This is a genomic window from Sphingomicrobium lutaoense (genome assembly GCF_014195685.1).
Lineage (GTDB): Bacteria > Pseudomonadota > Alphaproteobacteria > Sphingomonadales > Sphingomonadaceae > Sphingomicrobium > Sphingomicrobium lutaoense.
Map to the genome: position 1 here is coordinate 96404 of NZ_JACICF010000001.1, position 21904 is coordinate 118307.

The following is a 21904-nucleotide window of genomic DNA, read 5'->3' on the forward strand; positions in this document are numbered from 1 at the left end:
GGCCAAACCAATTCCCCCTGCCTGTTCGCGAGCGAACTTGGCGCAAGCGCTGGTCGGGCGCAAGCGCGCATCATGCGCGGCGGATCCGATCCCATGGACCGTGGATGGCGAGCGTGAAGCCCGGTTCCTGGATGTTGACGAAAAGGACCTGGCCATCGGGCGAGAAGCAGGCGCCGCAAAATTCGCTGCGCTCGCCATGAGCATTGCGCGCGAGGTCGTAGACGAGGCCCTGCGGCGTGAGACCACGCAGATATTGGTCACCGACGCCGTCTTCGCAAAGAATAAGATCTCCCCAGGGCGCGACCGCGAGATTGTCGCAATATTCGAGTGTTCCCGCGCCCGGCGATTCAAAGAAGAGTTGCAGGCTTCCTCCGCCTTCCTCGGCGGGACGGTAGCGGAACACCTGGCCCACTTCGGCTGCCCCGCCCGAGGTGCAGTTGAAGAAGATGTCGCCGCGTGCGCCCGGTCGATGGCCATAGGCCATGCCTTCGCCGCGACGGAACAGTGCCGCGCCCGCCGCATGGCCCCGCTCGGCCAGATCGTCATCCGGGGCCTCGACATTGTCGAGATCGATCCAGCGCACGCGATAGTCGCGCCCTTCCTCGATCAGACCGGCGGTGACATTACCGGTATCGACGCCCGGCATGCCCTCGATCGCGAGTGCCTGAAGCTTGCCGCCGCGCGCCAACTGGCTGGGCACGTCGGGGAGAAATCGGTAGAAAAGTCCCGCCTGCTGGTCCTCGGTCATATAGACGATGCCGCTGTCGGGATCGACCGCACAGGCCTCGTGGGTAAAGCGCCCCATCGCCTTCAAGGGAACCGGATCGACCGGCCCTTTAGCCAAGGCGGGGACCTCGAACACGAAGCCGTGGGGTTTTCGTCCGATATCGGTGGTTTCCTCGCAGCTCAGCCAGCTGCCCCACGGCGTCGCGCCGCCCGCGCAATTGATCTTGGTGCCGCCGAGCGCGAGAAACTGCCGTTCTACGCGCGGTTGGCCGAGTTCATAATGCGCGATGGTGACGCCACCATGATAGGGCCTTCCATCGGGTCGCAGGTTATAGAGTTTGTCGCGCGGGAAACGGTCGAGCAGCGCCTCACCCTTGCCGAAGGCGCTGATCGGATAGTCGTAGGGGATCTCGTGATTGCGGGTGAGAATGACCCGCTTCGGATCGCCGGGCATGGCGAAGCAGGCCATCCCGTCGGGGCGCCCGGGCAGCTTGAGCCCGTCGGCCATCGTCTCGCCCGTTTTCGAGATGAGATGGTAGGTGAAGCCTTCGGGCAGGTCGATGATGCCGCGCGGATCGGGCTTGAGGGTGAGGCCCTTGTTCGTGGTCGGAATGTTGGGCTGGTAGAACAGCCGGAGCCCCCCATAGGCCGCCGCGATTGCGGCTGCGGACGTCCCGATGACGGCGCGGCGTGACATTTTCATTCTCGAATTTCCCATCTCACGCCCAAGTCAGCCCGTGCCCAGCATGGGGAAGCAGGCGCCCTTTGCAAGCCTTGCATTAATTGGCGGGAAAATGCCGGGTCTTTACTGCGCGGCGGCGACCTCCTACCCCATGCGTCCATGCAGACAGCGACACTTTTCAGCCTCGCCCTTTACTTCATCGTCATGATCGCAATCGGCCTTTGGGCCTGGCGGCGGTCCACCGATACCAGCGAAGGATATCTGCTGGCCGGCCGCAATTTGCATCCCGCGGTCGCCGCACTCTCGGCAGGCGCTTCCGATATGTCGGGATGGCTGCTTCTCGGCTTGCCCGGCGCGCTCTACGCCGCGGGCCTGGTCGAGGCCTGGATCGGCATTGGCCTTTTTGTCGGCGCGCTCGTCAACTGGATCGTCGTGGCGCCGCGGCTGCGCAACCAGACCGAAAAGCTGGGCAACGCGCTGACCATTCCCGAATTCCTGTCCAACCGCTTTCCGGACAAGGCGGTCGCCCTGCGCGTGGTCAGCGCGCTCATCGTCGTGGTCTTCTTCGCCGTCTATACCGCCGCGGGGCTGGTTGGGGGCGGCAAGCTGTTCGAGACCAGCTTTGCCGGTATGCTGCCCGGGCTGGGAATGAGCGACTATATGGCGGGCATCTGGATCACCGCCTTGGTGGTGCTGGCCTATACGATGGTCGGCGGCTTTCTTGCCGTGAGCCTCACCGACTTCGTCCAGGGGATCATCATGGTCACCGCGCTCGTCGTGATGCCGCTGGTGGTGATGTTCGGTTCGGGCGGAAGCGCGGGCGGATCGATCCTCGAGGTGCCGGTCGAAGGCTTTCTCAGCCTTACCGAAGGACTGACGTTGCTGGGCTTCATCAGCGCCGTGACCTGGGGGCTTGGCTATTTCGGCCAGCCGCACATCATCGTCCGCTTCATGGCGGTCAAAAGCGTCAAGGCCGTGACCGCGGCGCGCAACATCGGGATGACGTGGATGGGCGTGGCGCTCATCGGCTCGATCGGCATCGGGATCGCGGGCCGCGCCTATGCCGAGCGTAACGGCCTTACGGTCGACGATCCTGAGACGATCTTCATCGTCCTCGCCAACCTTCTCTTCCATCCCTTGGTGACGGGCTTCCTACTTGCCGCGCTGCTGGCGGCGATCATGTCGACCATTTCCTCGCAGCTTCTGGTCGCGTCTTCGTCGCTGACAGAGGATTTCTACAAATTGTTCCTGCGCAAGGATGCGAGCGAGCGGGAGACGGTCAATGTCGGCCGGATCTGCGTGGCGCTGGTCGCCTTTGCTGCGATCTTCATCGCGAGCGATCCCGACAGCCAGGTGCTGGGCCTGGTCTCCAACGCCTGGGCGGGCTTTGGCGCGGCCTTCGGTCCGCTGATCATCCTTTCGCTGACATGGAAACGCATGACCGGCGCGGGCGCGGTCGCGGGGCTCCTGACGGGCGCGGGCGTGGTGATTGCCTGGATCGCGCTTGGCTGGAACAGCGCGCTGCCCGGAATGGATGGCGGTCTCTACGAGATCGTGCCGGGCTTCATCGCGGCCTTCCTCGCTATCTGGCTGGTCAGCCTCGTCACCTCGAACAATGCCGACACCAGCGTCGTCGGCGAAGGAGCCTGATCGGATGAAATCGCGCGCTGCCGTTGCCTTCGAAGCGAAGAAACCGCTCGAGATCGTCGAAGTCGATGTCGAAGGCCCCAAGGATGGCGAGGTCCTGGTCGAAATCATGGCGACGGGCATCTGCCACACCGATGCCTACACGCTCGATGGACTGGATTCGGAAGGCATCTTCCCTTCGATCCTCGGCCATGAAGGAGCGGGCATCGTGCGAGAAGTCGGCGCGGGCGTGACCTCGGTCAAGCCCGACGATCATGTCATTCCGCTCTACACGCCCGAATGCCGCCAATGTAAGATGTGCCTGTCGGGCAAGACCAATCTGTGCAGCGCGATCCGCGAGACGCAGGGCAAGGGACTGATGCCCGACGGGACCAGCCGCTTTTCCTACAAGGGCGAGACCATCCACCATTACATGGGCTGCTCGACCTTCTCCAATTTCACCGTGCTGCCCGAGATCGCAGTCGCGAAGATCCGCGAGGACGCGCCGTTCAAGACCAGTTGCTACATAGGCTGCGGCGTGACGACGGGCGTCGGCGCGGTCGTCAACACCGCGCAGGTCCGGCCCGGCGACAATGTCGTGGTGTTCGGCCTCGGCGGGATCGGATTGAACGTCATCCAGGGTGCCCGGATGGCAGGCGCCGACCGGATCGTCGGGGTCGACATCAATCCCGACAAGGCGGAGTGGGGCGAGAAATTCGGGATGACCGACTTCATCGACGCGCGCGATGGCGGAGTGGTCGAGAAGATCGTCAACATGCTCGACGGCGGTGCCGACTATAGCTTCGATTGCACCGGCAATACCGAGGTGATGCGCCAGGCCCTTGAATGCTGCCACAAGGGCTGGGGAACCAGCATCATCATCGGTGTCGCCGAAGCGGGCAAGGAAATCGCCACCCGGCCCTTCCAGCTCGTCACCGGCCGCAATTGGCGGGGCACCGCATTCGGCGGCGCCAAGGGCCGGACCGATGTGCCCAGGATCGTGGACTGGTACATGGACGGGAAAATCGAGATCGACCCGATGATCACCCATGTCCTCGACCTTGAAGACATCAACAGGGGTTTCGACCTGATGCATGAAGGCAAGTCGATCCGCAGCGTAGTGCTGTTCTAGGAGGCAATGATGTTCAGTCACATGATGGTGGGATCGAACGATCTCGAACGTTCCAAGAAATTCTACGACGCGACCTTTGCCGCATTCGGCGGGCCCGAGGGGATCGTCGATCCCAAGGGGCGGCTGGTCTATCGCCACAATGGCGCGGCGTTCCTCGTCACCAGGCCGATCGATGGCGAGCCCGCGGGTTGCGGCAACGGCATGACCATCGGGTTCGCGATGACGCCCGAACAGGCCGATGCATGGTGGAAGGCCGGACAGGAAGCGGGCGGCACCGCGATCGAGGATCCGCCGGGCGTTCGCGAAACTGCGGGGATGAAACTCTATCTCGCCTATCTTCGCGATCCCGACGGCAACAAGCTTTGCGCCCTGCACCGGATGTGACTGAGCTGGAAACCGTCGATAGCTGGAAAAGCCATGGCGGGACGCAAGGCGTCTATCGCCATGCTTCGCGCGAAACCGGCACCGACATGCTATTTTCGGTCTTCGTTCCCGATCATGAGCCGGGCACGACGCTGCCTGTCCTCTGGTATCTGTCAGGTCTGACCTGCACCCATGCCAACGTCACCGAGAAAGGCGAATTTCGCGCCGCCTGCGCCGAGCGCGGGATCATCTTCGTCGCTCCCGACACCAGTCCGCGCGGAGAGGGCGTTCCCGACGACAGCGCGGGCGAATGGGATTTCGGCCTCGGCGCAGGCTTTTATGTCGATGCCAGCGAACGTCCCTTTTCGGATCATTATCGCATGGCCTCCTATGTGGCAGACGAGCTGCCCGAACTCGTCTCGGAGCATTTTCCCGTCGATCCGGAGCGGCAATCGATCTGCGGACATTCGATGGGCGGCCATGGCGCGCTGGTCATGGGGCTGCGCCATCCCGGGCGCTACCGTTCGGTCTCGGCCTTCGCTCCCATCGTCAATCCCTCGCAAGTCCCGTGGGGCAAGAAGGCATTCGCGCTCTATCTCGGTCCGGACAAGAGCGTCTGGCGAAAGCATGATGCCGTTGCACTCATCGAAGACGGAGCGAGATTGGACGAGCTGCTCGTCGACATCGGGACCGATGATCCCTTCCTCGAAGAACAATTGACGCCGGGACGGCTCGAACAGGCGTGCCGCGAAAAGGACATTTCGCTGCGGCTTCGTCGCCAGCAAGGCTATGATCACAGCTATTATTTCATTTCGACCTTCATGGCCGATCATGTCCATTGGCATGCCGACCGACTGGTGAAATGACCAAGCAGCAGCGAATGTGCGGGGATCTTCCCCGATCGCCGCAAGCGGAGGAACAACGATGAAAACGATCCTTCTTCACGTGCAGGACGACCAGCGGGTCGATATCCGCATCGAGAATGCCCTGGCGATCGCCCGTGCGGCGGGCGCACATCTCGACGTGCTGCACATCATGCCCGAGGAAGCGATCGCGACCTTCGAAAGCTTCGGCGGCATCGATGTCGATGGAAAGGGCAAGAAGGCGCTCCTCGATGCCGAGCAGGCGCTGGAGGATCGGGTGAAGGCCGAACTGTCCAACGAGGATGTCAGCTGGGACTATACCCGCGTCACCGGCCAGACGGTCAATTGCCTGGCAAGCCGGGCGGCGCTGGCGGACCTCATCGTCACGGGCCGGATTTCGCACCGCCAGGAAGGGCGGGCCACGCCCATCCAGATGCTCGGCGATCTTCTTCACCAGTCCCGCTCGCCCCTGTTCCTGCGCGGTGACGAGGACCAGCGCTTCGATCCGTGCGGACCCGCCATCGTGGCCTGGGACGGCAGCTTCGAAGCGGCCAATGCGGTGCGTAACGCAGGCGATCTCCTCTCGCTGGCCAGCGATGTCCATGTGGTGCGCGTCACCGAACGGGGCGAGGAGGTCCCGGCGGGTCTCTATCCGGTCACCCGCGTCCTCGAATATCTGTCACGGCGCGGCGTTCATGCCGAGTATCACCGGATCGCGGAGAAGAATGGCAAGGTCACCGAAGCCCTGATGGATCATGCCGAAAAGCATGGCGCGGGTCTTTTGGTGAGCGGAGCCTACAGCCACAGCCGCATCGGAGAATTCTTCTTCGGAGGCGTGACGCGCAGCCTGCTCAAGGCCTGCCCGATCGCACTGGCCATCGCGCACTGATGGCCGCGGTCCGGGCCGTTAGGGTGCGGGCGAAACCTGCACCTTGGGTTCGACGATCAGGTAGGTCACTGTCGTGTCCCCAATGTTGAGCACTTCGTGCCACGGGGTCCCGTTGCTGGCAAAGTGGCTTCCGGTGACGAGGTCCACGTCGCGCGTTCCCTTGGCGTCAGTGAGGCGCATTCGGCCTCCTGACAGCGCATAGCCGAAATGGGGCGCGTGAAAGTGGCGATCATGCCCCACGCCCGGCGCAAAGCTGCAGCGCAGCACCCGCTGCATCTCATCTTCATGCAGATTTTCGCAGACGGGTTGGCCTCCCCAACCAGCCTGGAGCGGGTTGGGAAGTTCAGGCGAAGCGGCTTGGAGAAGCAGGGCGATCAGCATGAGGGTCTCCTATCGCTTCACCGCAAGCAGGCAAAGAAAAAGCCGCCCGAAGGCGGCTTTTGAAAAATGGTGACCCCTACGGGAATCGAACCCGTGTTTCAGCCGTGAAAGGGCCGCGTCCTAACCGCTAGACGAAGGGGCCACTGTCGTGGTGCGGCGCCGACTAGGCGATGATCCGGCACCCGTCAACCCATATCAGGCAATTGCTGCATCTTCGATGTGCATTTCCGCTGCATTGCCCCCGGTCCACTCGTCGCGCTTGATGGTTCCGGCAAGATAGAAGCGCTGATCGGGACCGGCGGCAAGCATCCCCTGGCCGAGCGGAAGATCGGCCGCGCGAAAGGCGATTGCCTTGAAACTGCGGCCGTCCTCGCCGATCGCGATGGTGCGCACATGGCCGTTGCCGACGATGCCCGTCTGGTGAAGGCGCACCGGCCCGACCGCGATGCGCGGTGCCGGCCAACCCGCGCCGAACGGTCCGGCGGCCTCGATTTTGTCGCATAGCTCGCCCGCAACGCCCCCCGGCGACAACAGGGCGTCGAGAAGCAAGGCGCGCTCGCCCAGCGCCTGTTCGACTACCTCGGCAAGCCGCTGGTCGAGATAGTCGCGCAAGGCCCCGATTCCGCCGGGCGGCACCGTGACACCGGCGGCCATGGCATGCCCTCCGCCCGCAATGAGGAGCCCTTCATCCTTGGCAGCGAGGACTGCAGCGCCCAGGTCGACGCCAGAAATCGACCGGCCCGATCCCTTGCCTTTGCCGTCTTCCTCTTCGGCAATGACGAGGGCGGGCCGATGGAACCGCTCTTTCAGACGGCTGGCGACGATCCCCACCACGCCCGGATGCCATCCGGGCCCCGATACGAGGATGATGCTGGCGGAACCTTGCGATTCGGCCTGGGCCATCGCGGCCTCGGTCACCGCCTGTTCGATGGCGCGGCGTTCCTCGTTGAGCGAATCGAGCTGCGCGGCGATGGCATCGGCTTCGGCGGGGTCGGTGGTGGTGAGAAGTCGAACGCCCAGATCGGCCTTGCCGACACGGCCACCGGCATTGATCCGCGGGCCCAGGGCGAAACCGAGATCGCGCGACTGGGGAGCCCGGTTGAGCCGCGCTGCCCGTCCCAGGGCGACGAGCCCCATGTTGCGGCCCTGTGCCATGATCTTGAGGCCCTGGGTCACGAACGCACGGTTGAGCGTGCGCAGCTTGGCAACGTCGGCAACCGTGCCGAGCGCCACCAGGTCGAGCAAGTCGATGATCGGCGGCTCTTCGCGACCCGAAGCGAAAAAACCGCGCGCGCGCAGGACCCTGAGGAGCGCCACGCCGAGCAGGAAAGCCATGCCGACCGCTGCCAGATGGCCATGGGCCGCGCCTTCCTCGCTTTCGTCGAGACGATTGGGGTTGATCACGCTGTGCGCGACGGGGAGGCGCGTGGAACATTGATGATGATCGCACACGATCACGTCGAGACCGGCCTGTGCCGCTTCCTCGAGCGCATCGAACGCTTGCGCGCCGCAGTCGACCGTAATCGCAAGGTCGGCGCCCTGCTCGCGCAGCTTCACCAGCGCGGCGCCCGATGGCCCATATCCCTCCATCAGCCGATCGGGAATGTAGAGCATCGGTTCGTTGCCCAGTCGGCGCAAGAGCAGCGCCAGCAGGGCCGCCGATGTCGCGCCGTCCACGTCATAATCGCCGAACAGCGCGATCTTCTCGCCTTTTTCCAAGGCATCGGCGATGCGTTCCGCGGCCTGGTCCATGTCCTTGAACACCGACGGATCGGGAAGGAAATCGCGAATCCGCGGTTCGCGCTGGCGCGGCAGGTCCTGTTCGTCCACGCCGCGCGCGATCAGCAACTGGTCGACCAGATCGCGCTCGAGACTGCCCGCTCCCGGATGGCGCCAATGCCACGGCTGGCCCTTGAGACTTTTTTCCACGCTGAACATCAGACCGATCCTTCCAGAAGGCGCTGGCGCAAGCGGAAGGCGTCGGCGGTGGCGAGGCCCGATACGCCATGCGCGGAGAAGCCCTTGCCGCCAGCTACGCCGAGGCGAACCGACGCGATACCGAACCAGCGATCGATGAAATTTCGCCGAAGGTCGGCACTCTGGATTTTCGCGAGCGGGAGGATGACGAGGCGCTTCTGCCACCAGCCCGAGCGGATCAGCACGCGGTCGCGATCGACGCGATGCCGCCGCCAGCGCCAATCGAGCAGCGCGCCGATCGAAAGCAGCGTTGCCGCGCCGATCACCAACAGCCCGCTCCAATGGAAAAAGAGCAGCACGATCCCGCCGATGAACAAAGGCAGGAGCGACAGCAGGCCCTCCATTGCCAGCGCCGGGCTTGGCCGGTGCCAATCCTCGGCATCTTCGGGAAGCGGGCGCCAATCCATCGCGGCGAGAATCTCTTTCGTCTCGTCGGGACGGGCGAGGGGAGCAACGACATGGTCGCCGCTATTACCGCTGTCCTGCGCAAGGCTTTGCAGCTTGAGGCTGGTCCATCCGTAGTGACGTTTGACCGGGCCATCGAGATAGATGGCGGCTTGCACCCGTTTCAGGGGCAGGACGGTATCGGTAAGGGTCAGCAGCCCGCGCCGCCTGCGGAAGCCGCTCTCGGTCCGGTCGAGCCGGAAATTCCATTCGCGTAGCGCCGTGCCGATGATCCCGGTTGCCAATCCGACCAAGACCAGGCTCACGAGGCCCGCGATGACCGCCATGATCTGGTTGGCGAGGATGAATATCACCAGCGGATTGTCCGGAGCGAAACTTTCCTGCCAGAAGGTTCGCGAGAAGAAATTGAAATTGGCCACATCGCCCAGCGTCTGCATGAGGCCGAAGAGCGCGCCCACCACCGCCAGCGAGAAATTGAACATGCCCGCGAGGAAAACCCGCCGTGCGTCCATCGCGAACACTGCGGGCCGTGCCTGCTCGCTTTCCATTGCCTCGCCCCTGTCCGGTAAGGCGGGCAACGCTGCCGCGCGATGGCGGCGAATGCGGTCGCGCAGTTCGTTGGCCCGGTCGAGCGCGATCGAATCGATGATCCCGTCCTCTTCGCCCTTGCCGGCGGAAGCCCCGGTCTCGAGCTTCACGCGCGCCAGGCCGAAGACCCGCGCGATGGGATTCTGCTCGATGTTGACGTCCTGCACCCGGTCGAAGGGAACCGAACGGTGATTGCGGTTGAGAATGCCGCTGTTCATCACGATCTCGTCTTCCTCCACCAGGAAGGAAAAGCTGAGATAGCGAAGCAGCGGCTGGATGAAGCCCGACAGGAGGGCAAATCCGATTACCGCGATCGCGATCGTCTGGTTGCCGGAATAGAGAAGAAAGGCCGACGCCGCGATAGCGCCCCATAGCGATTTGAGAATACCGCCAAGCCCGGTGAGCATGGTGAGCGGATGCAAGCGTTCGGGCGCGGGCATCTCTTCTTCCATGATCGCCTCGGCAGCTTCGCTCATTGCCAATCGGTCTTGATGGTGGCGCGGATCGTGTCGCGCATTTCTCCGGCCCGCTCGGGGCTGAGGCCGGGCAGCGTCACGATGCTGTTATGCGTCCCCGCGGTATGGACGATGAGGCTGGCCGTCCCGAGCAGCTTGTCGAGCGGGCCGCGCGCCACGTCGATATGCTGGACCCGCACGAAGGGAACGATCGTATCGACATGGAAAAGCCAGCCGCGAACGATCCGCAGCATCTTTTCACCCAGGAGATAGCCGAGGCGGCGGTAGATGCGCTGCGGGACGAAGATGATCGCGGCAAGCCCGACGATGCCCACCACGGCAGTGGCGAGGCCACGGAATGGCTGCCCTTCGAAGGCAAAATTGTCGAGCACCAGCGCCCCGATGAACAGCGGGATCCAGGTCGCCATCTGGCGCAGGCGCAGCACCCAAGCATAGCTGCGTTCGACCGGGTGCATGCCCTCGGGCAGATGCGGTTGAAGAGGGTCGCGAAGAACCGCGGGCCGATCGGTTTCGGGCGGCGGTGCCGCCAGGTCTGTGGTCATGCGCTCATCTTACCGAGATGAGCGCCAAACCAAAGCTCTATTCGATCAACGCACCTTGATAACGAGGATCAGGCGACGCCCTTGCGATGCTCGCCGCGCACATAGCGGACGGTGCCCGAGGAAGCGCGCATGACGATCGATTCGGTCGTCACCGCGCCGCCGCGAAGCCGCTTCACCCCGTCGAGCAGCGACCCGTCGGTCACGCCCGTAGCCGCGAAGATGCAGTCGCCCTTTGCCATGTCGCGAAGGCCGTAGATCCGGTCCAGATCCTCGATCCCGAGCCGCGCGGCGCGGGCCTTTTCGTCATCGTTGCGGAAAACGAGCCGCCCTTCCATCTGGCCCCCGACGCAGCGAAGCGCCGCAGCGGCAAGAACGCCCTCGGGCGCGCCGCCAGTGCCCAGATAGATGTCGACGCTGGTATCGGGATCGGTGGTGGCGATCACGCCCGCCACGTCGCCATCGGGAATGAGCTTGATGCCGCAGCCGAGCGCACGCAGCTCCGCGATGATGTCGGCATGGCGCGGACGGTCGAGCACGCAGGCGATGATCTCCGAAGGATCGACTTCCTTGGCAGCGGCCAGCGCCTTGATATTGTCGGTGACGCTATTCTTCAGGCTGACCACGCCTTCGGGATAGCCCGGCCCCACGGCGATCTTTTCCATATAGGTGTCGGGCGCGTTGAGGAGACAGCCCTTCTCGGCAATCGCCAGCACCGCAAGCGCGTTGGCGCCCGCCTTGGCGGTGATGGTGGTGCCTTCAAGCGGGTCGAGCGCGATGTCGATCTCGGGCGCCTTGTCATCCCCGCAGCCGACCTTTTCACCGATGAACAGCATCGGCGCCTCGTCGCGTTCGCCTTCGCCGATCACGACGGTGCCGTTCATCCACAATTCGTTGAGCGCGCTGCGCATCGCCTCGACGGCAGCGGCATCGGCGGCTTTCTCGTCGCCGCGCCCGATGAGCTTCGATGCGCCGATAGCGGCGGCTTCGGTGACGCGCACCATTTCCAGAACGAGAACGCGGTCGAGAACGTGGCTGGGATTGGGCATGGACGGACGGGCTCCCTGTGCTTGTCGATGGACAGGCGGGATAGGGGGGAGGCGTCAACTTGTCGAGCGCCCCTTTTTATGCGATTCTTGCGCGAGGTTGCATTCGTGATCGAATGGTCGCGGCAACCGGCCTGAAGGGGGGAAAGGCCGATGCTCAAATTCGTCACCATCGTCTTTGCGACCATCTATGTCGTCTGCGTCGGGGTCTGGACCGTCGCAAGCCTGCGACTGTTCGGTTTTGCCGACCGGTCGGTGGTCTCCGGCATATTGGAGCCGCTCGGCTGGCCCTGGAGGAATTGGTTCAAGGAGCAGCTAGGCGATTTTTCGGCCCCGCTGGTCACCTTTGCGGTCCTTCTGCTGATGACCTATCTTGCCAAGCGCAACCTGCGGGGCACCGCTCGTTAAAGGGTTGCTTTCTCGGGGCGCTGGGGCCAGTCACGCCGCAGCCGGACAAAAGGAAACACGGGGCGCGATATGCTGAATGACTATTTTGGCGAATGGATGAACGGCAAGCTGGGGCGCAAGCGCTTTGCGATCCTCTATGTCGTGCTCGTCGCGGCCATCGTCATCTTCGGCCTTCTCCTGATGAACGGCATGATCATCCCGATCGAGGAAGGCGGCTCGATGCGCCGTTCGATCAACGAAGCCAGCCCGCTCGTCGCCGGTATCCTGATGATCTTCAGCCTCGCTTTCTGGATCGCGCTCATCAACATCGTCGGAAAACGCGTGCGCGACATGGGGCTTCCCGGCTGGCTCGGCATCGTCCTATTCCTGGCCGGCGTCGTCGCGGCCTTCATGACGATCGCCTATGCCTTCGGTCTCGTCATCACCGCGATGGCCATCATCATCGCGCTCGTTCCCACCGGCAAGTTCTCGCGGGACCTGCCCGCCGCCTAGTCCTCGGCTTCGTGGAACAGCAGGCGTGAAGGCACCCGCACCATGCGGGTCGCCAATCGCGTTTCAACGAGGAAAATCGTGAAGCTCGACCCGACCGCGATGATCGCGGCGATGAACAGCAATGCGATGACCGAAGCGAGATCGACCTGGAAGAGCCCGGTCACGAACAGCAGCACCACCAACAGACAGATGAAGACCGCGGCGAGAACCGCCATGGTGATCGCCGAATTGACGACGCGGATCCGCCGGTCGAGCAGCCGCGCTTCCTCGACCAGCTGATCATGCTCGGCCCCGCGTGCTGCGAGAATGACAGGCTCCATCGCCCGCGCGCGATCGACGATCCGGGCAAGGCGGCCCGCGCAGACATTGAGAAAGCCCCCGATGGCCACCAGCAGGAACACCGGCGCCACGGCAAGCTCGATAACCGAAGCGATGGCATCGGCGCTGGGCGGAGCAAGTAGCATGAACCGGCAAATGCCAGAGCCCGGCGCGCTCGCCTAGCCCTCGACGATCACTTCATCGCCGATGCTGGTGAGAGCGAAAAGCTTGGCCGCATAGGGTTCGGGCAGGCGGATGCAGCCATGGCTGGCAGGCTTGCCCGGATTATGACCACCGTGCAGCCCGATGCCGAACCGGTCCATCCGCTGGAAATAGGGCATCGGCGCATTGTCATATTTGCGGCTGCGATAGCGCTTGTGCTTGGTCAGGATCGGCCAGAAACCCAGCTGCGTTTCCTTGCCCGCCTTGCCGGTCGAGACCGAGGCCGCACCCACCAGCACATCGCCCTTCCATGCGTAGGTCATCTGCTCCTTGAGATCGACGATGACCTTGACCTCGCCCTCTTCGGGAACGCTATCGACCCAATGCCATTCGTTGGGGCCAACTTCGGTGACGCCGAAAGTCTCGACCATCGCTTCATGAGAGCGGGGCGCATGGCCGTGGCTCCAGCGATAGCCCTCGGGCATGACGAAGCCGCGCGGTTCCTCGACCGCTTCGACCACGGGCGGCGGCGCGGGCGTGGTCGAACAGGCTGCCAGCCCCAGTGCGACGAGGCCGATTGGCAGGATGTGACGCAGCTTCTTCATGTCTTCGGTCCGTTCGAGATTGCCCGTTCGCCTTACCCCAGCAGCGGCGATCCCGCGCCTCGCAGGTCAACGGGATGACCGCCACTGCTAACCAATCGCCGTTAACATCGGCGAAGTGGGATTGGTAAAGAGAGGGTGAACGGGGCCGAAACTATCCCTGGTAGCTCGGCAGGCTCAGGCCCTTGGCGATCGCGGCTCCGCGCAGGGCAAAGCCCGCCAGTCCGGCAATCAGCGCGGCAAGCAGCACGGGCATTCCGAAAATCGCCATCCCCACGAACAGCCCCGCGGCTAGCGCGGCGGCGGTGACATAAAGCTCGGGACGCATGAGGATCGACGGTTCTCCGGCAAGGACGTCGCGGATGATCCCCCCGACGCAGGCTGTCAGCACGCCCATCGCAAAGGCCGGGACCGGCGCCACGCCATAGCGAAGCGCCTTGTTCGCGCCATAGACCGCATAGGCGGCAAGTCCGACCGCATCGAACCAGAGCAAGGCCTTTTCGGCCGCGCGCGCCTTGGTGAACAGCCACACCAGCAACGCTGCGGAAAGGCATACGAGCAGCGTCATGTTGTGATTGACCCAGAAAACCGGCGCGCCGATCAGCAAGTCGCGCAATGTCCCGCCGCCGACCCCCGTGACGACCGCGAAAAAGATGAAGGTGACCAGCGTCTGGCGCTTTTCGGCGGCCACCAATGCGCCCGAAACGGCAAACACGGCGATGCCCACATAATCGAGGGCAACCAGCGGGCCGGGCGGGATGATATCGGGGGTCATGCGGCTGTCATGCCGATCATCGCCAAAGGGCGCAATGGGCGCTATGACCCTCGGCATGACGGATGATCGCGATTGGCAGGATTGGGCAGCGGTCGTGGGCCGCACCCAGGAAATGTGGATGAAAGCCTGGGCCGAGAGCCTTGGCGAAGGAGCGACGAAGCCGGGCCTCGGCGTCACGCCGCCGACCGGAGACCGGCCCATGGGTCCCGACCCTTCTCAATGGATGGAAGCAGGAGTGCAGGCCTGGACGAAGGGCATGGATGCCTGGAGCCGGATGATGCGGCAGATGGAACAGGCCGGCCAGGCGGCGGACCGTCGCTTTTCCGCCGAGGAATGGTCCGAAAATCCGGTCTTCGAGGGAATGAAGCAGGCCTATCTCGGCTGGTCGTCGAAAATGATGGAAACGGTCGAGACGATCGAGGGGCTCGACGAGGATGCGCGCGAGAAATTGCGTTTCGCTACGCGCGAATTCGTCGATGCGATGAGCCCGGCCAATTTTGCCCTCACCAATCCGCAGGTGCTCAGGAAAGCGGCCGAGACCGGCGGCGAAAGCGTTGCGGCGGGGATGAAGAACTTCTTCGGCGATCTCGCGCGCGGGCAGATGACGCAAAGCCCCGAAGGCGCATTCGAATTGGGCAAGGACCTCGCGACCACGCCCGGCAAGGTGATCTTCGAAACCCCGCTATACCAATTGATCCAATATGCGCCCACGACCGACAAGGTCCTCGAAACGCCGCTGGTCATCTTTCCGCCTTGGATCAACCGCTTCTACATCCTCGACCTCACCCCCGAAAAAAGCTTCGTCCGATGGGCGATCGACCAGGGCCTGACCCTTTTCATGGTCAGCTGGAGATCGGCCGACGAGACGATCGCAGACATCGAGATGGACGATTATGTAGGCGCGCAGATCGAAGCGATCGAGGTCGTTCGGGACCTCCTCGGTGTCGAGAAGGTCCACACCATCGGCTATTGTGTCGCGGGCACCGTGCTGGCGATGACGCTGGCCGCCCTCGCTGCCCGCAAGGAGGATGAGCGCGTCGCCAGCGCGACATTCTTCACCGCACAGGTCGACTTCAGCGATGCCGGCGAACTGACCGCTTTCGTCAGCGACGAGACCATGCATACGCTCGAACAGCTTACGGCGGAAACGGGCGTGCTCGACGGACGCGTGCTCGCGGCGACCTTCAACCTGCTTCGCGGGCGCGATCTTGTCTGGAACTATGTGGTCAACAATTACCTGCTGGGGCAGGAGCCGCGACCCTTCGACCTTCTCCACTGGAATGGTGATGTCACCAACCTGCCGGGCAAATGGCATCGCGATTATCTGGAACGGCTCTATCGCCAGAATCTGATGGTGGAGCCGGGGGCGATCAGCGTTCTGGGCCAGCCGGTCGATCTCACCAATATCCGGACGCCCGCTTATGTGCAGGCAGGCGAAATGGACCATATCGCACCGCCGCAAAGCGTGTGGAAGATCATGGAGCATCTTTCGGGGCCCAAACGCTTCGTGCTGGCGGGGTCGGGCCATATCGCGGGTGTGGTCAATCCGCCGAGCGCGGGCAAATATCACTATTCGGTGTGCGAAAAGGATGTCGATAGCCTCGAAGGCTTCAAGTCTGCCGCCACCCGCCATGATGGAAGCTGGTGGCCCGACTGGATCAGCTGGATCCGCGACCTGGATGACAAGACGGTCAAGCCCGATGGCGCGAGGCAGCCGGGCAAGGGCAAGCTAAAGCCGATCGAGGATGCGCCAGGCCGCTATGTGAAGACGCGCTAGCGCAAGGTCAGATGACGCCGCCGCCCAATGCGAGGCGGATCACCATGATCGCGATCACGAACAGGTTGAAATTGCGCCCGGTCGTGGACTTGGACAGAAAGCCGAGGCCCGCACCGATGATCGGCACGATCAGCCAGATCCAGTTGGTCCAGCCGAGAAGCGGGACCAGCCCGATGATCGCCAGCAGCAGGCCGACGATCCCGATGAGAATGGAAAGAATGTTCAACATGGCCACACTATGCGGCTAGCTCGACTGTTTTGCAAGACTAACACGCTTCGCCCGCTCGGCACCGACCAGCGCCTTGATGTAAAGCGCCATCGCAATCCAGATCGCGGCAAAGGCGAAGGCGCGGACCGGCGTGAGGATTTCGCCGAAAAGTAGGAAGCCCATCAGGAATTGCAGCGTGGGTGCGATGAATTGCAGGATGCCGATGGTCGAATAGGGCAGCCGCCGCGCTCCTTCGGTGAACAGAAGCAGCGGAAGCGCCGTCACCAGCCCCGAAACCAGGAGGAGCGCGGTATGGAGCGGGGTCGGCCCCATCAAGGGATCGCCCATGTCGCGCAGTGCGCCGAGCCAGATCAGAAAAAGCGGCGCCAGAAGCAGGGTCTCGATGAACAGGCCGGGCGCCGCACCGACATTCACCTGCTTTCTCAGATAGCCGTAGAAAGCGAAGGAGAAGGCAAGGCTGAGCGTGATCCACAGATCGCCCAGCGCCCCGAGCGCCAGCGCCCCCACGCCCAGTCCCGCGATCGCCAATGCTGCCCATTGCGATCGGGACAGATGCTCCTTCAGCAAGAAGTGGCCGATGAGGATGTTGAACAGCGGATTGAGATAATAGCCAAGGCTGGTGGCCAGTACCCGGCCGCCATTCACCCCCACGACATAGACCACCCAGTTGATCGCGATGAGCACCGCGCTGGCGAACAGAGTCAGCATTACCTTGCGGTTGCCCAATGCCGCCTTGACGTCGCCCCAGCGTTTCTTGGCGAAGATGAGGAGGGCCAGCGTCGGCACGGCATAAAGAACGCGGTGCGCGACGATATCCATCGAATCGATGGGGATCAGTGCCTTGAAGAAAAGCGGGATCACGCCCCACAGTCCGAAGGCGGCAAGCGCGTAGATATAGCCGTGGCGGGTGTGGTGACTGCTCATGCGGCAAGGCGCTGCTGTCCCGCGACGGGATTGTCAATCGCGGGGTTGAACAAGGCTCGGCGGTCCGGCGTTATTCGGGGCATGAGGAAAGCCTCTCTGCTGATCCTTCCGGGCCTTGCGCTCGCGGGCTGTGCGACCTTGTCGGGCGCCGAGGCGGACAAGCCTTCGGCGCAGGTGATCGTCGAGGAGCGCTCGGCGCTCGAATGGCAAGGCTATGCCAGCCAGGCCGATATCGACCGGATCGCTCTGCTCGACGAGGCCTGGAAAGAGGCCCTGGCCACGGCACGCAAGGCGGGTTTCGTGACGGCAATGGAAAGGGAAGGGCGCCTGCTCGTGCCAGATGCCGGGCTACGTCACCCCGACCCCACGCCCGGCAGCTACAGTTGCCGCCTCGTGAAGCTGGGCGGTGCGGCCAAGGGTGATCCGGCCTTCATCGCCTACAAGCCCTTCTTCTGTTACGTCGAAATCGAAAATGACCGTTTCACCATCGTTAAACAGACGGGCAGTCAGCGTCCTGCCGGTCGGCTGTGGGACGCCGGCGACCATTATATCTTCCTCGGCAGCCTTGTCCTCGGCAACGAAAGCGAGCCCCTGGCCTATGGCGAGGATCCCGAGCGTGACATGGCGGGCGTGTGGGAGCGGATCGGCCCGTTCCGCTGGCGTCTCGCCATTCCCTATCCGCGCAACGGCGGCATCCTCGACCTCTTCGAATTGACACCGGTGGCCGACCAGCCCGAATAAGCTGTCCATGAGCGATCTTTGGGACATGGCCGAGGTGCGCGCCCATCTCGTCGCGGCCGCGGCCGCTGGCCATTCGATCAGCTATTCCGAACTGCTCGGTCACCTCGGCTTCGCTTTTTCGAGGCCAAAGATGCGGGCCTTGTGCAAGACCTTGGGCGCAATCGATGCCGATGCGCGGGGGCGCGGTGAGCCCGACCTTGCCGTCCTCGTGGTTCGCCAGTCGGACGGGCTGCCGGGACAGGGCTGGTGGGTCGGCGAGGAGAAAGGCGATTATGACGGCCCTTGGGAAGGTCCGCGCGCGCAAAAACTTGTCGAGAAGCTCCAGCAACGAGCCTTCGACTATTGGCGGGAACATCGCTAAAGGCTGCCGCCATGAGCAAGAATGACGGCGTTCGGCAGTTTGTGGTCGACGAGGATGATGACGGCATTCGCCTGGACCGCTGGTTCAAGCGCCATCTGCCCGACACGAGTTTCAACATGGTGTCGCGCTGGGCGCGCACGGGACAATTGCGTGTGGATGGCGGCCGGGCCAACCCCGGCGACCGGTTGCAGGAAGGCCAAGTTATCCGCGTACCTCCGCCCGAAAGCGCCGCTGCCCGCGGGCCCAAGCCCAAAGTGAAGGTCGATCTCAGCGAGGACGAGATCGCCTTCGTGAAGGAAATGGTGATCGCCAAGTTCCCCGACGCCTATCTGATCAACAAGCCGCCGGGCCTCGCGACGCAGGGTGGCACCAAGACCAGCCAGCATCTCGACCGGCTTCTCCACGGGCTCGACGAAGACGATCAGGGCAAGCCCAAGCTGGTGCATCGCCTCGACAAGGACACCTCGGGCGTCCTGCTGGTCGCGCGTTCGGCGCGCGCGGCGGGGCATTTCTCCAAGGCCTTCTCGGGCCGCACGGTACGCAAGGTCTATTGGGCGCTCGTGATCGGCGTGCCCGAGGTGAAGGAAGGCCTCATCGACCTGCCCCTCGCCAAGCAGCCGGGCACCGGCGGCGAAAAGATGCATGTCGACATGGAGGAAGGTGCGCCGGCCAAGACACGTATCCGCGTCATCGACCGCGCCGGCACCCGCGCCGCCTGGGTCGAACTGCAACCGCTCACCGGTCGCACGCACCAACTGCGCGCCCACATGGCCGCGGTCGGCCATCCGATCGTGGGCGATGCCAAATATGGCGGTGCGGAAAGTTTCCTCACGGGCGGGATCAGCCGCAAGCTGCATCTTCACGCCCGCCGCCTCAAGATCGGTGCGCCGGGCGGCAAGACGATCGACCGGAAAGCCGAACTCCCGCCCCACTTTGCCGAAAGTCTCGCGACGCTGGGCTTCGAGGAGATGGACGGCGACAGCCTGCCGCTCACCAGTCCCGATCCCGCCCAATCGCCCGAAGCCAAGGCCAAGCGCAAGGCCGCCCATGCCAAGGCTTTTCGCAAGGCGAGGAAGGGCGAACGGCGCAATCGAGGCGAGCCCGCTCGCGGCCGTGCCAAGCCCGGTCCGACAAAGGGACGCGGCAGGAAAGCCCCGCCGCGCGGAAAGGGCGGTAAGCCGAGGCGTCCCGGGAAGCGATGATCAAGCTGGCGATTTTCGATTGCGACGGGACGCTCGTGGACAGCGGGGACACGATCTACCGTGCCCTGAAGGAAACGCTGTCGGCGCATGGGCATGATTGCCCGCCGCGCGAGATTTCGCAGAAGGTGATCGGCCTCAGCCTCGTCGAGGCAATGCAGTGGCTCGTTCCCGAGGGCGATCACCAACGGCTCGCCGCCAGCTACAAGGATGCCTTCGTCAGCTTCCGCTCGCGCGGCGAAGTCGAGGAGCCGCTTTACGACGGGATCCCCGAACTGCTCGATGCCTTCGAGGAGGATGGCTGGCTGCTCGGCGTGGCGACCGGCAAGAGCGATCGCGGGCTGGCCCATGTGCTGGCCTGTCATGGCTGGGAGAAGCGGTTTTCCTCGCTGCACACCGCCGATCGCCATCCTTCCAAGCCGCATCCCTCGATGGCGCTCGCGAATATGGCCGATTGCGGTGCCGAACCGGCGATGACCGTGCTGATCGGCGACACCTCGCACGACATGGGCACGGCACGCGCCGCGGGCGTGGGCGCGATCGGTGCGACCTGGGGCTATCATGACCATGACGAACTGGTCGGCGGAGGCGCGCATTATATCACTTTGCGTCCGGACGGAGTGATGCATGCCGCGAGGAAATGGATAGGAGAGGGGGCATGACGCCCGAGGAACAGAAATGGCGCCATCGCGCCGCGATCGTTCAGTGGATGCGCATCGGGGGACTGTTGATTGCCCTTCTTGGCCTGCTTCTGATGCGAGGCGGCGTGATTACCGACGAGCCCTGGCCCATTCTCGGGGCGGTCCTTCTTGTCAGCGGGCTGATCGACGCCACGCTATCGCCCAAGATCATGAAGCGGCTCTATGATGCCGAGGACCGCGCCCAGTGAAAAGATTTTGGAAGGAAGCCAGCCGTGAGCCGCAGGACGACGGGCATGTCATCCTGCTCGATGGGCGCAAGGTGATGACCCCGGCCAAGCGCGAACTGGTCGTGCCGACCGGCACGCTTGCCGATGCGATCGTCGAGGAATGGCAATCGGCGGGCGAAAAGGTCGACCCCGCCGCCATGCCGATGACCGGGCTTGCCAATGCCGCCATCGACCGGGTGATGCCCGACAGACAGGCCTTTGCCGCGGGGCTGTCGCGCTTCGCCGAAAGCGAGATGTGCTGTTACCGCGCCGACCAGCCCGACGCGCTGGTGGAGAGACAGGCCGCGTCATGGGACCGGCTGATCGACTGGGCGCAGGCGCGCTACGATATCCATTTCACGGTCACGAGCGGCGTGATGCACGTCGCCCAGCCCGAGACGACCCTCGATCGGCTCGCCTCGGCGGTGGGAAGCGAAGACGCGTTCCACCTCGCGGGTCTGTCGCCGCTGGTCACCGCGGGCCAGTCCCTGCTCGTCGCGCTCGCGGTCCGGCATGGCGAATTGAGCCCCGAAGAGGGGTGGAAAGCTAGCCAGATTGAGGAAGACTGGCAGATCGAGCATTGGGGCGAAGATGAGGAGGCGCGCAAAGCCAGCGAAGCGAGGCGCCGTGATTTCCTCAATGGCGCGCGCTTTCTCTCGCTGCTCTAGTCGTTGGGGCGCTCGACCAGCTGGCGCGCCAGCTCGGCGACATAGGGGCGGCGATGCTTGCGCAGGCGCTCGGCCTCGATGATCGCCTTCACTTCCTCGAGGCAGGTGTCGACATTGTCGTTGATCAGCACATAGTCATATTCGTTCCAGTGCACGATCTCGCCCGAGGCACGGCGCATCCGGCCCTGGATGACTTCCTCGCTGTCGGTCGCCCGGTCGCGTAGTCGCCGCTCGAGTTCGCCCATCGAGGGCGGCAGGATGAAGATCGACACCAGGTCATTGCCGAAGGCGGTCTCGAGCTGCTGCGTGCCCTGCCAGTCGATGTCGAACAAGATGTCGCGCCCGGCCTTCAAGGCGTCCTTGATCGGCTCCTTGGGGCTGCCATAGCGATGGTCGAAGACATAGGCCCATTCGGCCAGTTCGCCTTCGTCGACAAGGTGCTGGAAGGCTTCCTCGCTGACGAAATGATAATCCTTGCCATCGACTTCTCCCGGCCGCGCCGGCCGCGTGGTGGCCGATACCGACATGCGGATCGTCGGGTCGGCTTCCATCAATTTTCGCGAAATAGTGGTCTTTCCCGCTCCCGAAGGCGAGGAAAGCACGATCAGGAGGCCGCGGCGCGTGGGTTGGTCTGCCATGAAAAGGCCA

At 63.8% G+C, this 21904-nt stretch carries 26 protein-coding genes and 1 tRNA gene; 14 read left to right on the forward strand and 13 right to left on the reverse strand.

Annotated elements, in window-relative coordinates; genetic code table 11:
• Positions 1 to 70: 70 nt before the first annotated feature.
• Positions 71 to 1429 (reverse strand): alkaline phosphatase PhoX, encoded by a 1359-nt coding sequence (locus FHS50_RS00455; protein WP_183932397.1) that lies wholly within the window; start codon positions 1427 to 1429, stop codon positions 71 to 73.
• 138 nt (positions 1430 to 1567) lie between these two features.
• Between FHS50_RS00455 and putP the strand changes: the two genes are divergently transcribed.
• The 5 genes from putP to FHS50_RS00480 are packed head-to-tail and all read left to right on the forward strand — an operon-like array spanning position 1568 to position 6281.
• Positions 1568 to 3058 carry a sodium/proline symporter PutP gene (gene putP, locus FHS50_RS00460; protein WP_183932398.1) on the forward strand — a complete coding sequence of 497 codons (1491 nt, stop codon included), beginning with the start codon at positions 1568 to 1570 and terminating at the stop codon, positions 3056 to 3058.
• A 4-nt stretch (positions 3059 to 3062) separates the two neighbouring features.
• Positions 3063 to 4166 (forward strand): S-(hydroxymethyl)glutathione dehydrogenase/class III alcohol dehydrogenase, encoded by a 1104-nt coding sequence (locus FHS50_RS00465; RefSeq protein WP_183932399.1) that lies wholly within the window; start codon positions 3063 to 3065, stop codon positions 4164 to 4166.
• Positions 4167 to 4175: 9 nt separating this feature from the next.
• Positions 4176 to 4550, forward strand: a complete 375-nt coding sequence (locus tag FHS50_RS00470) for a VOC family protein (protein WP_183933821.1) — start codon at positions 4176 to 4178, stop codon at positions 4548 to 4550.
• A 5-nt stretch (positions 4551 to 4555) separates the two neighbouring features.
• Entirely contained in the window at positions 4556 to 5395 is an 840-nt protein-coding gene (gene fghA / locus FHS50_RS00475; RefSeq protein WP_183933822.1) for an S-formylglutathione hydrolase, read from the forward strand.
• 58 nt (positions 5396 to 5453) lie between these two features.
• Positions 5454 to 6281, forward strand: coding sequence for a universal stress protein (locus FHS50_RS00480; protein ID WP_183932400.1), 828 nt, complete (start codon positions 5454 to 5456; stop codon positions 6279 to 6281).
• Between the two features lie 18 nt (positions 6282 to 6299).
• Here the strand turns inward: FHS50_RS00480 and FHS50_RS00485 are convergent, their stop codons facing one another.
• The 6 genes from FHS50_RS00485 to glpX form a co-directional block, all read right to left on the reverse strand.
• Positions 6300 to 6662: a cupin domain-containing protein gene (locus tag FHS50_RS00485; protein ID WP_183932401.1), complete on the reverse strand. Its 363-nt coding sequence runs from the start codon at positions 6660 to 6662 to the stop codon at positions 6300 to 6302.
• 67 nt (positions 6663 to 6729) lie between these two features.
• Positions 6730 to 6804, reverse strand: a tRNA-Glu gene (locus FHS50_RS00490).
• 53 nt (positions 6805 to 6857) lie between these two features.
• A complete protein-coding gene (gene recJ / locus FHS50_RS00495; RefSeq protein ID WP_407696057.1) occupies positions 6858 to 8609 on the reverse strand; it encodes a single-stranded-DNA-specific exonuclease RecJ in 1752 nt (583 codons plus the stop codon).
• On the reverse strand, positions 8600 to 10108 hold the full coding sequence (locus tag FHS50_RS00500; RefSeq protein ID WP_183932403.1) for a PH domain-containing protein: 1509 nt from the start codon (positions 10106 to 10108) through the stop codon (positions 8600 to 8602). The genes recJ and FHS50_RS00500 overlap by 10 nt, the downstream gene beginning before the upstream one ends.
• On the reverse strand, positions 10105 to 10650 hold the full coding sequence (locus FHS50_RS00505; RefSeq protein WP_183932404.1) for a PH domain-containing protein: 546 nt from the start codon (positions 10648 to 10650) through the stop codon (positions 10105 to 10107). Before FHS50_RS00505 ends, FHS50_RS00500 begins: the two co-directional genes overlap by 4 nt.
• Positions 10651 to 10718: 68 nt before the next feature.
• Positions 10719 to 11696, reverse strand: a complete 978-nt coding sequence (gene glpX / locus FHS50_RS00510; RefSeq protein ID WP_183932405.1) for a class II fructose-bisphosphatase — start codon at positions 11694 to 11696, stop codon at positions 10719 to 10721.
• A gap of 150 nt (positions 11697 to 11846) precedes the next feature.
• On the opposite strand from glpX, the gene FHS50_RS00515 reads away from it, so the two are divergent.
• Together FHS50_RS00515 and FHS50_RS00520 are read left to right on the forward strand one after the other, a co-directional pair.
• Positions 11847 to 12101, forward strand: coding sequence for a hypothetical protein (locus FHS50_RS00515; protein WP_183932406.1), 255 nt, complete (start codon positions 11847 to 11849; stop codon positions 12099 to 12101).
• Positions 12102 to 12170: 69 nt separating this feature from the next.
• Complete coding sequence (locus FHS50_RS00520) at positions 12171 to 12593, forward strand: DUF805 domain-containing protein (protein ID WP_183932407.1); 423 nt, start codon at positions 12171 to 12173, stop codon at positions 12591 to 12593.
• Here FHS50_RS00520 and FHS50_RS00525 read toward each other — a convergent pair.
• The 3 genes from FHS50_RS00525 to FHS50_RS00535 form a co-directional block, all read right to left on the reverse strand.
• Positions 12590 to 13057 (reverse strand): DUF2721 domain-containing protein, encoded by a 468-nt coding sequence (locus FHS50_RS00525; RefSeq protein WP_183932408.1) that lies wholly within the window; start codon positions 13055 to 13057, stop codon positions 12590 to 12592. The genes FHS50_RS00520 and FHS50_RS00525 overlap by 4 nt on opposite strands.
• Before the next feature lie 33 nt (positions 13058 to 13090).
• Entirely contained in the window at positions 13091 to 13678 is a 588-nt protein-coding gene (locus FHS50_RS00530) for a L,D-transpeptidase family protein (RefSeq protein WP_183932409.1), read from the reverse strand.
• A 151-nt stretch (positions 13679 to 13829) separates the two neighbouring features.
• A complete protein-coding gene (locus FHS50_RS00535; protein WP_183932410.1) occupies positions 13830 to 14450 on the reverse strand; it encodes a trimeric intracellular cation channel family protein in 621 nt (206 codons plus the stop codon).
• A 55-nt stretch (positions 14451 to 14505) separates the two neighbouring features.
• Here FHS50_RS00535 and FHS50_RS00540 point away from each other — a divergent pair, with 55 nt between their 5' ends.
• The gene (locus FHS50_RS00540; protein ID WP_246332895.1) at positions 14506 to 16227 is read left to right on the forward strand and encodes a PHA/PHB synthase family protein; all 1722 of its coding nucleotides are present in this window, start codon (positions 14506 to 14508) and stop codon (positions 16225 to 16227) included.
• 7 nt (positions 16228 to 16234) lie between these two features.
• Here FHS50_RS00540 and FHS50_RS00545 read toward each other — a convergent pair whose 3' ends face one another.
• Together FHS50_RS00545 and rarD are read right to left on the reverse strand one after the other, a co-directional pair.
• Entirely contained in the window at positions 16235 to 16456 is a 222-nt protein-coding gene (locus FHS50_RS00545; RefSeq protein WP_183933824.1) for a hypothetical protein, read from the reverse strand.
• 15 nt (positions 16457 to 16471) lie between these two features.
• Positions 16472 to 17380: an EamA family transporter RarD gene (gene rarD, locus FHS50_RS00550; protein WP_183932411.1), complete on the reverse strand. Its 909-nt coding sequence runs from the start codon at positions 17378 to 17380 to the stop codon at positions 16472 to 16474.
• Between the two features lie 81 nt (positions 17381 to 17461).
• Between rarD and FHS50_RS00555 the strand changes: the two genes are divergently transcribed.
• From FHS50_RS00555 to FHS50_RS00580, 6 genes are read left to right on the forward strand one after another with little or no spacing between them, the layout of a single operon-like run.
• Positions 17462 to 18121 (forward strand): DUF4893 domain-containing protein, encoded by a 660-nt coding sequence (locus tag FHS50_RS00555; protein WP_183932412.1) that lies wholly within the window; start codon positions 17462 to 17464, stop codon positions 18119 to 18121.
• Between the two features lie 7 nt (positions 18122 to 18128).
• Complete coding sequence (locus tag FHS50_RS00560) at positions 18129 to 18482, forward strand: ribose-phosphate pyrophosphokinase (protein ID WP_183932413.1); 354 nt, start codon at positions 18129 to 18131, stop codon at positions 18480 to 18482.
• 11 nt (positions 18483 to 18493) lie between these two features.
• Positions 18494 to 19684, forward strand: coding sequence for an RluA family pseudouridine synthase (locus FHS50_RS00565; RefSeq protein WP_183932414.1), 1191 nt, complete (start codon positions 18494 to 18496; stop codon positions 19682 to 19684).
• Positions 19681 to 20343, forward strand: coding sequence for an HAD hydrolase-like protein (locus FHS50_RS00570; RefSeq protein WP_183932415.1), 663 nt, complete (start codon positions 19681 to 19683; stop codon positions 20341 to 20343). Before FHS50_RS00565 ends, FHS50_RS00570 begins: the two co-directional genes overlap by 4 nt.
• Complete coding sequence (locus FHS50_RS00575; RefSeq protein WP_183932416.1) at positions 20340 to 20570, forward strand: hypothetical protein; 231 nt, start codon at positions 20340 to 20342, stop codon at positions 20568 to 20570. Before FHS50_RS00570 ends, FHS50_RS00575 begins: the two co-directional genes overlap by 4 nt.
• On the forward strand, positions 20567 to 21256 hold the full coding sequence (locus FHS50_RS00580) for an ATP12 family chaperone protein (protein WP_183932417.1): 690 nt from the start codon (positions 20567 to 20569) through the stop codon (positions 21254 to 21256). The genes FHS50_RS00575 and FHS50_RS00580 overlap by 4 nt, the downstream gene beginning before the upstream one ends.
• On the opposite strand, the gene gmk is transcribed toward FHS50_RS00580, so the two are convergent.
• Entirely contained in the window at positions 21253 to 21894 is a 642-nt protein-coding gene (gene gmk, locus FHS50_RS00585) for a guanylate kinase (protein ID WP_183932418.1), read from the reverse strand. The genes FHS50_RS00580 and gmk overlap by 4 nt on opposite strands.
• Between the last annotated feature and the right edge of the window lie 10 nt (positions 21895 to 21904).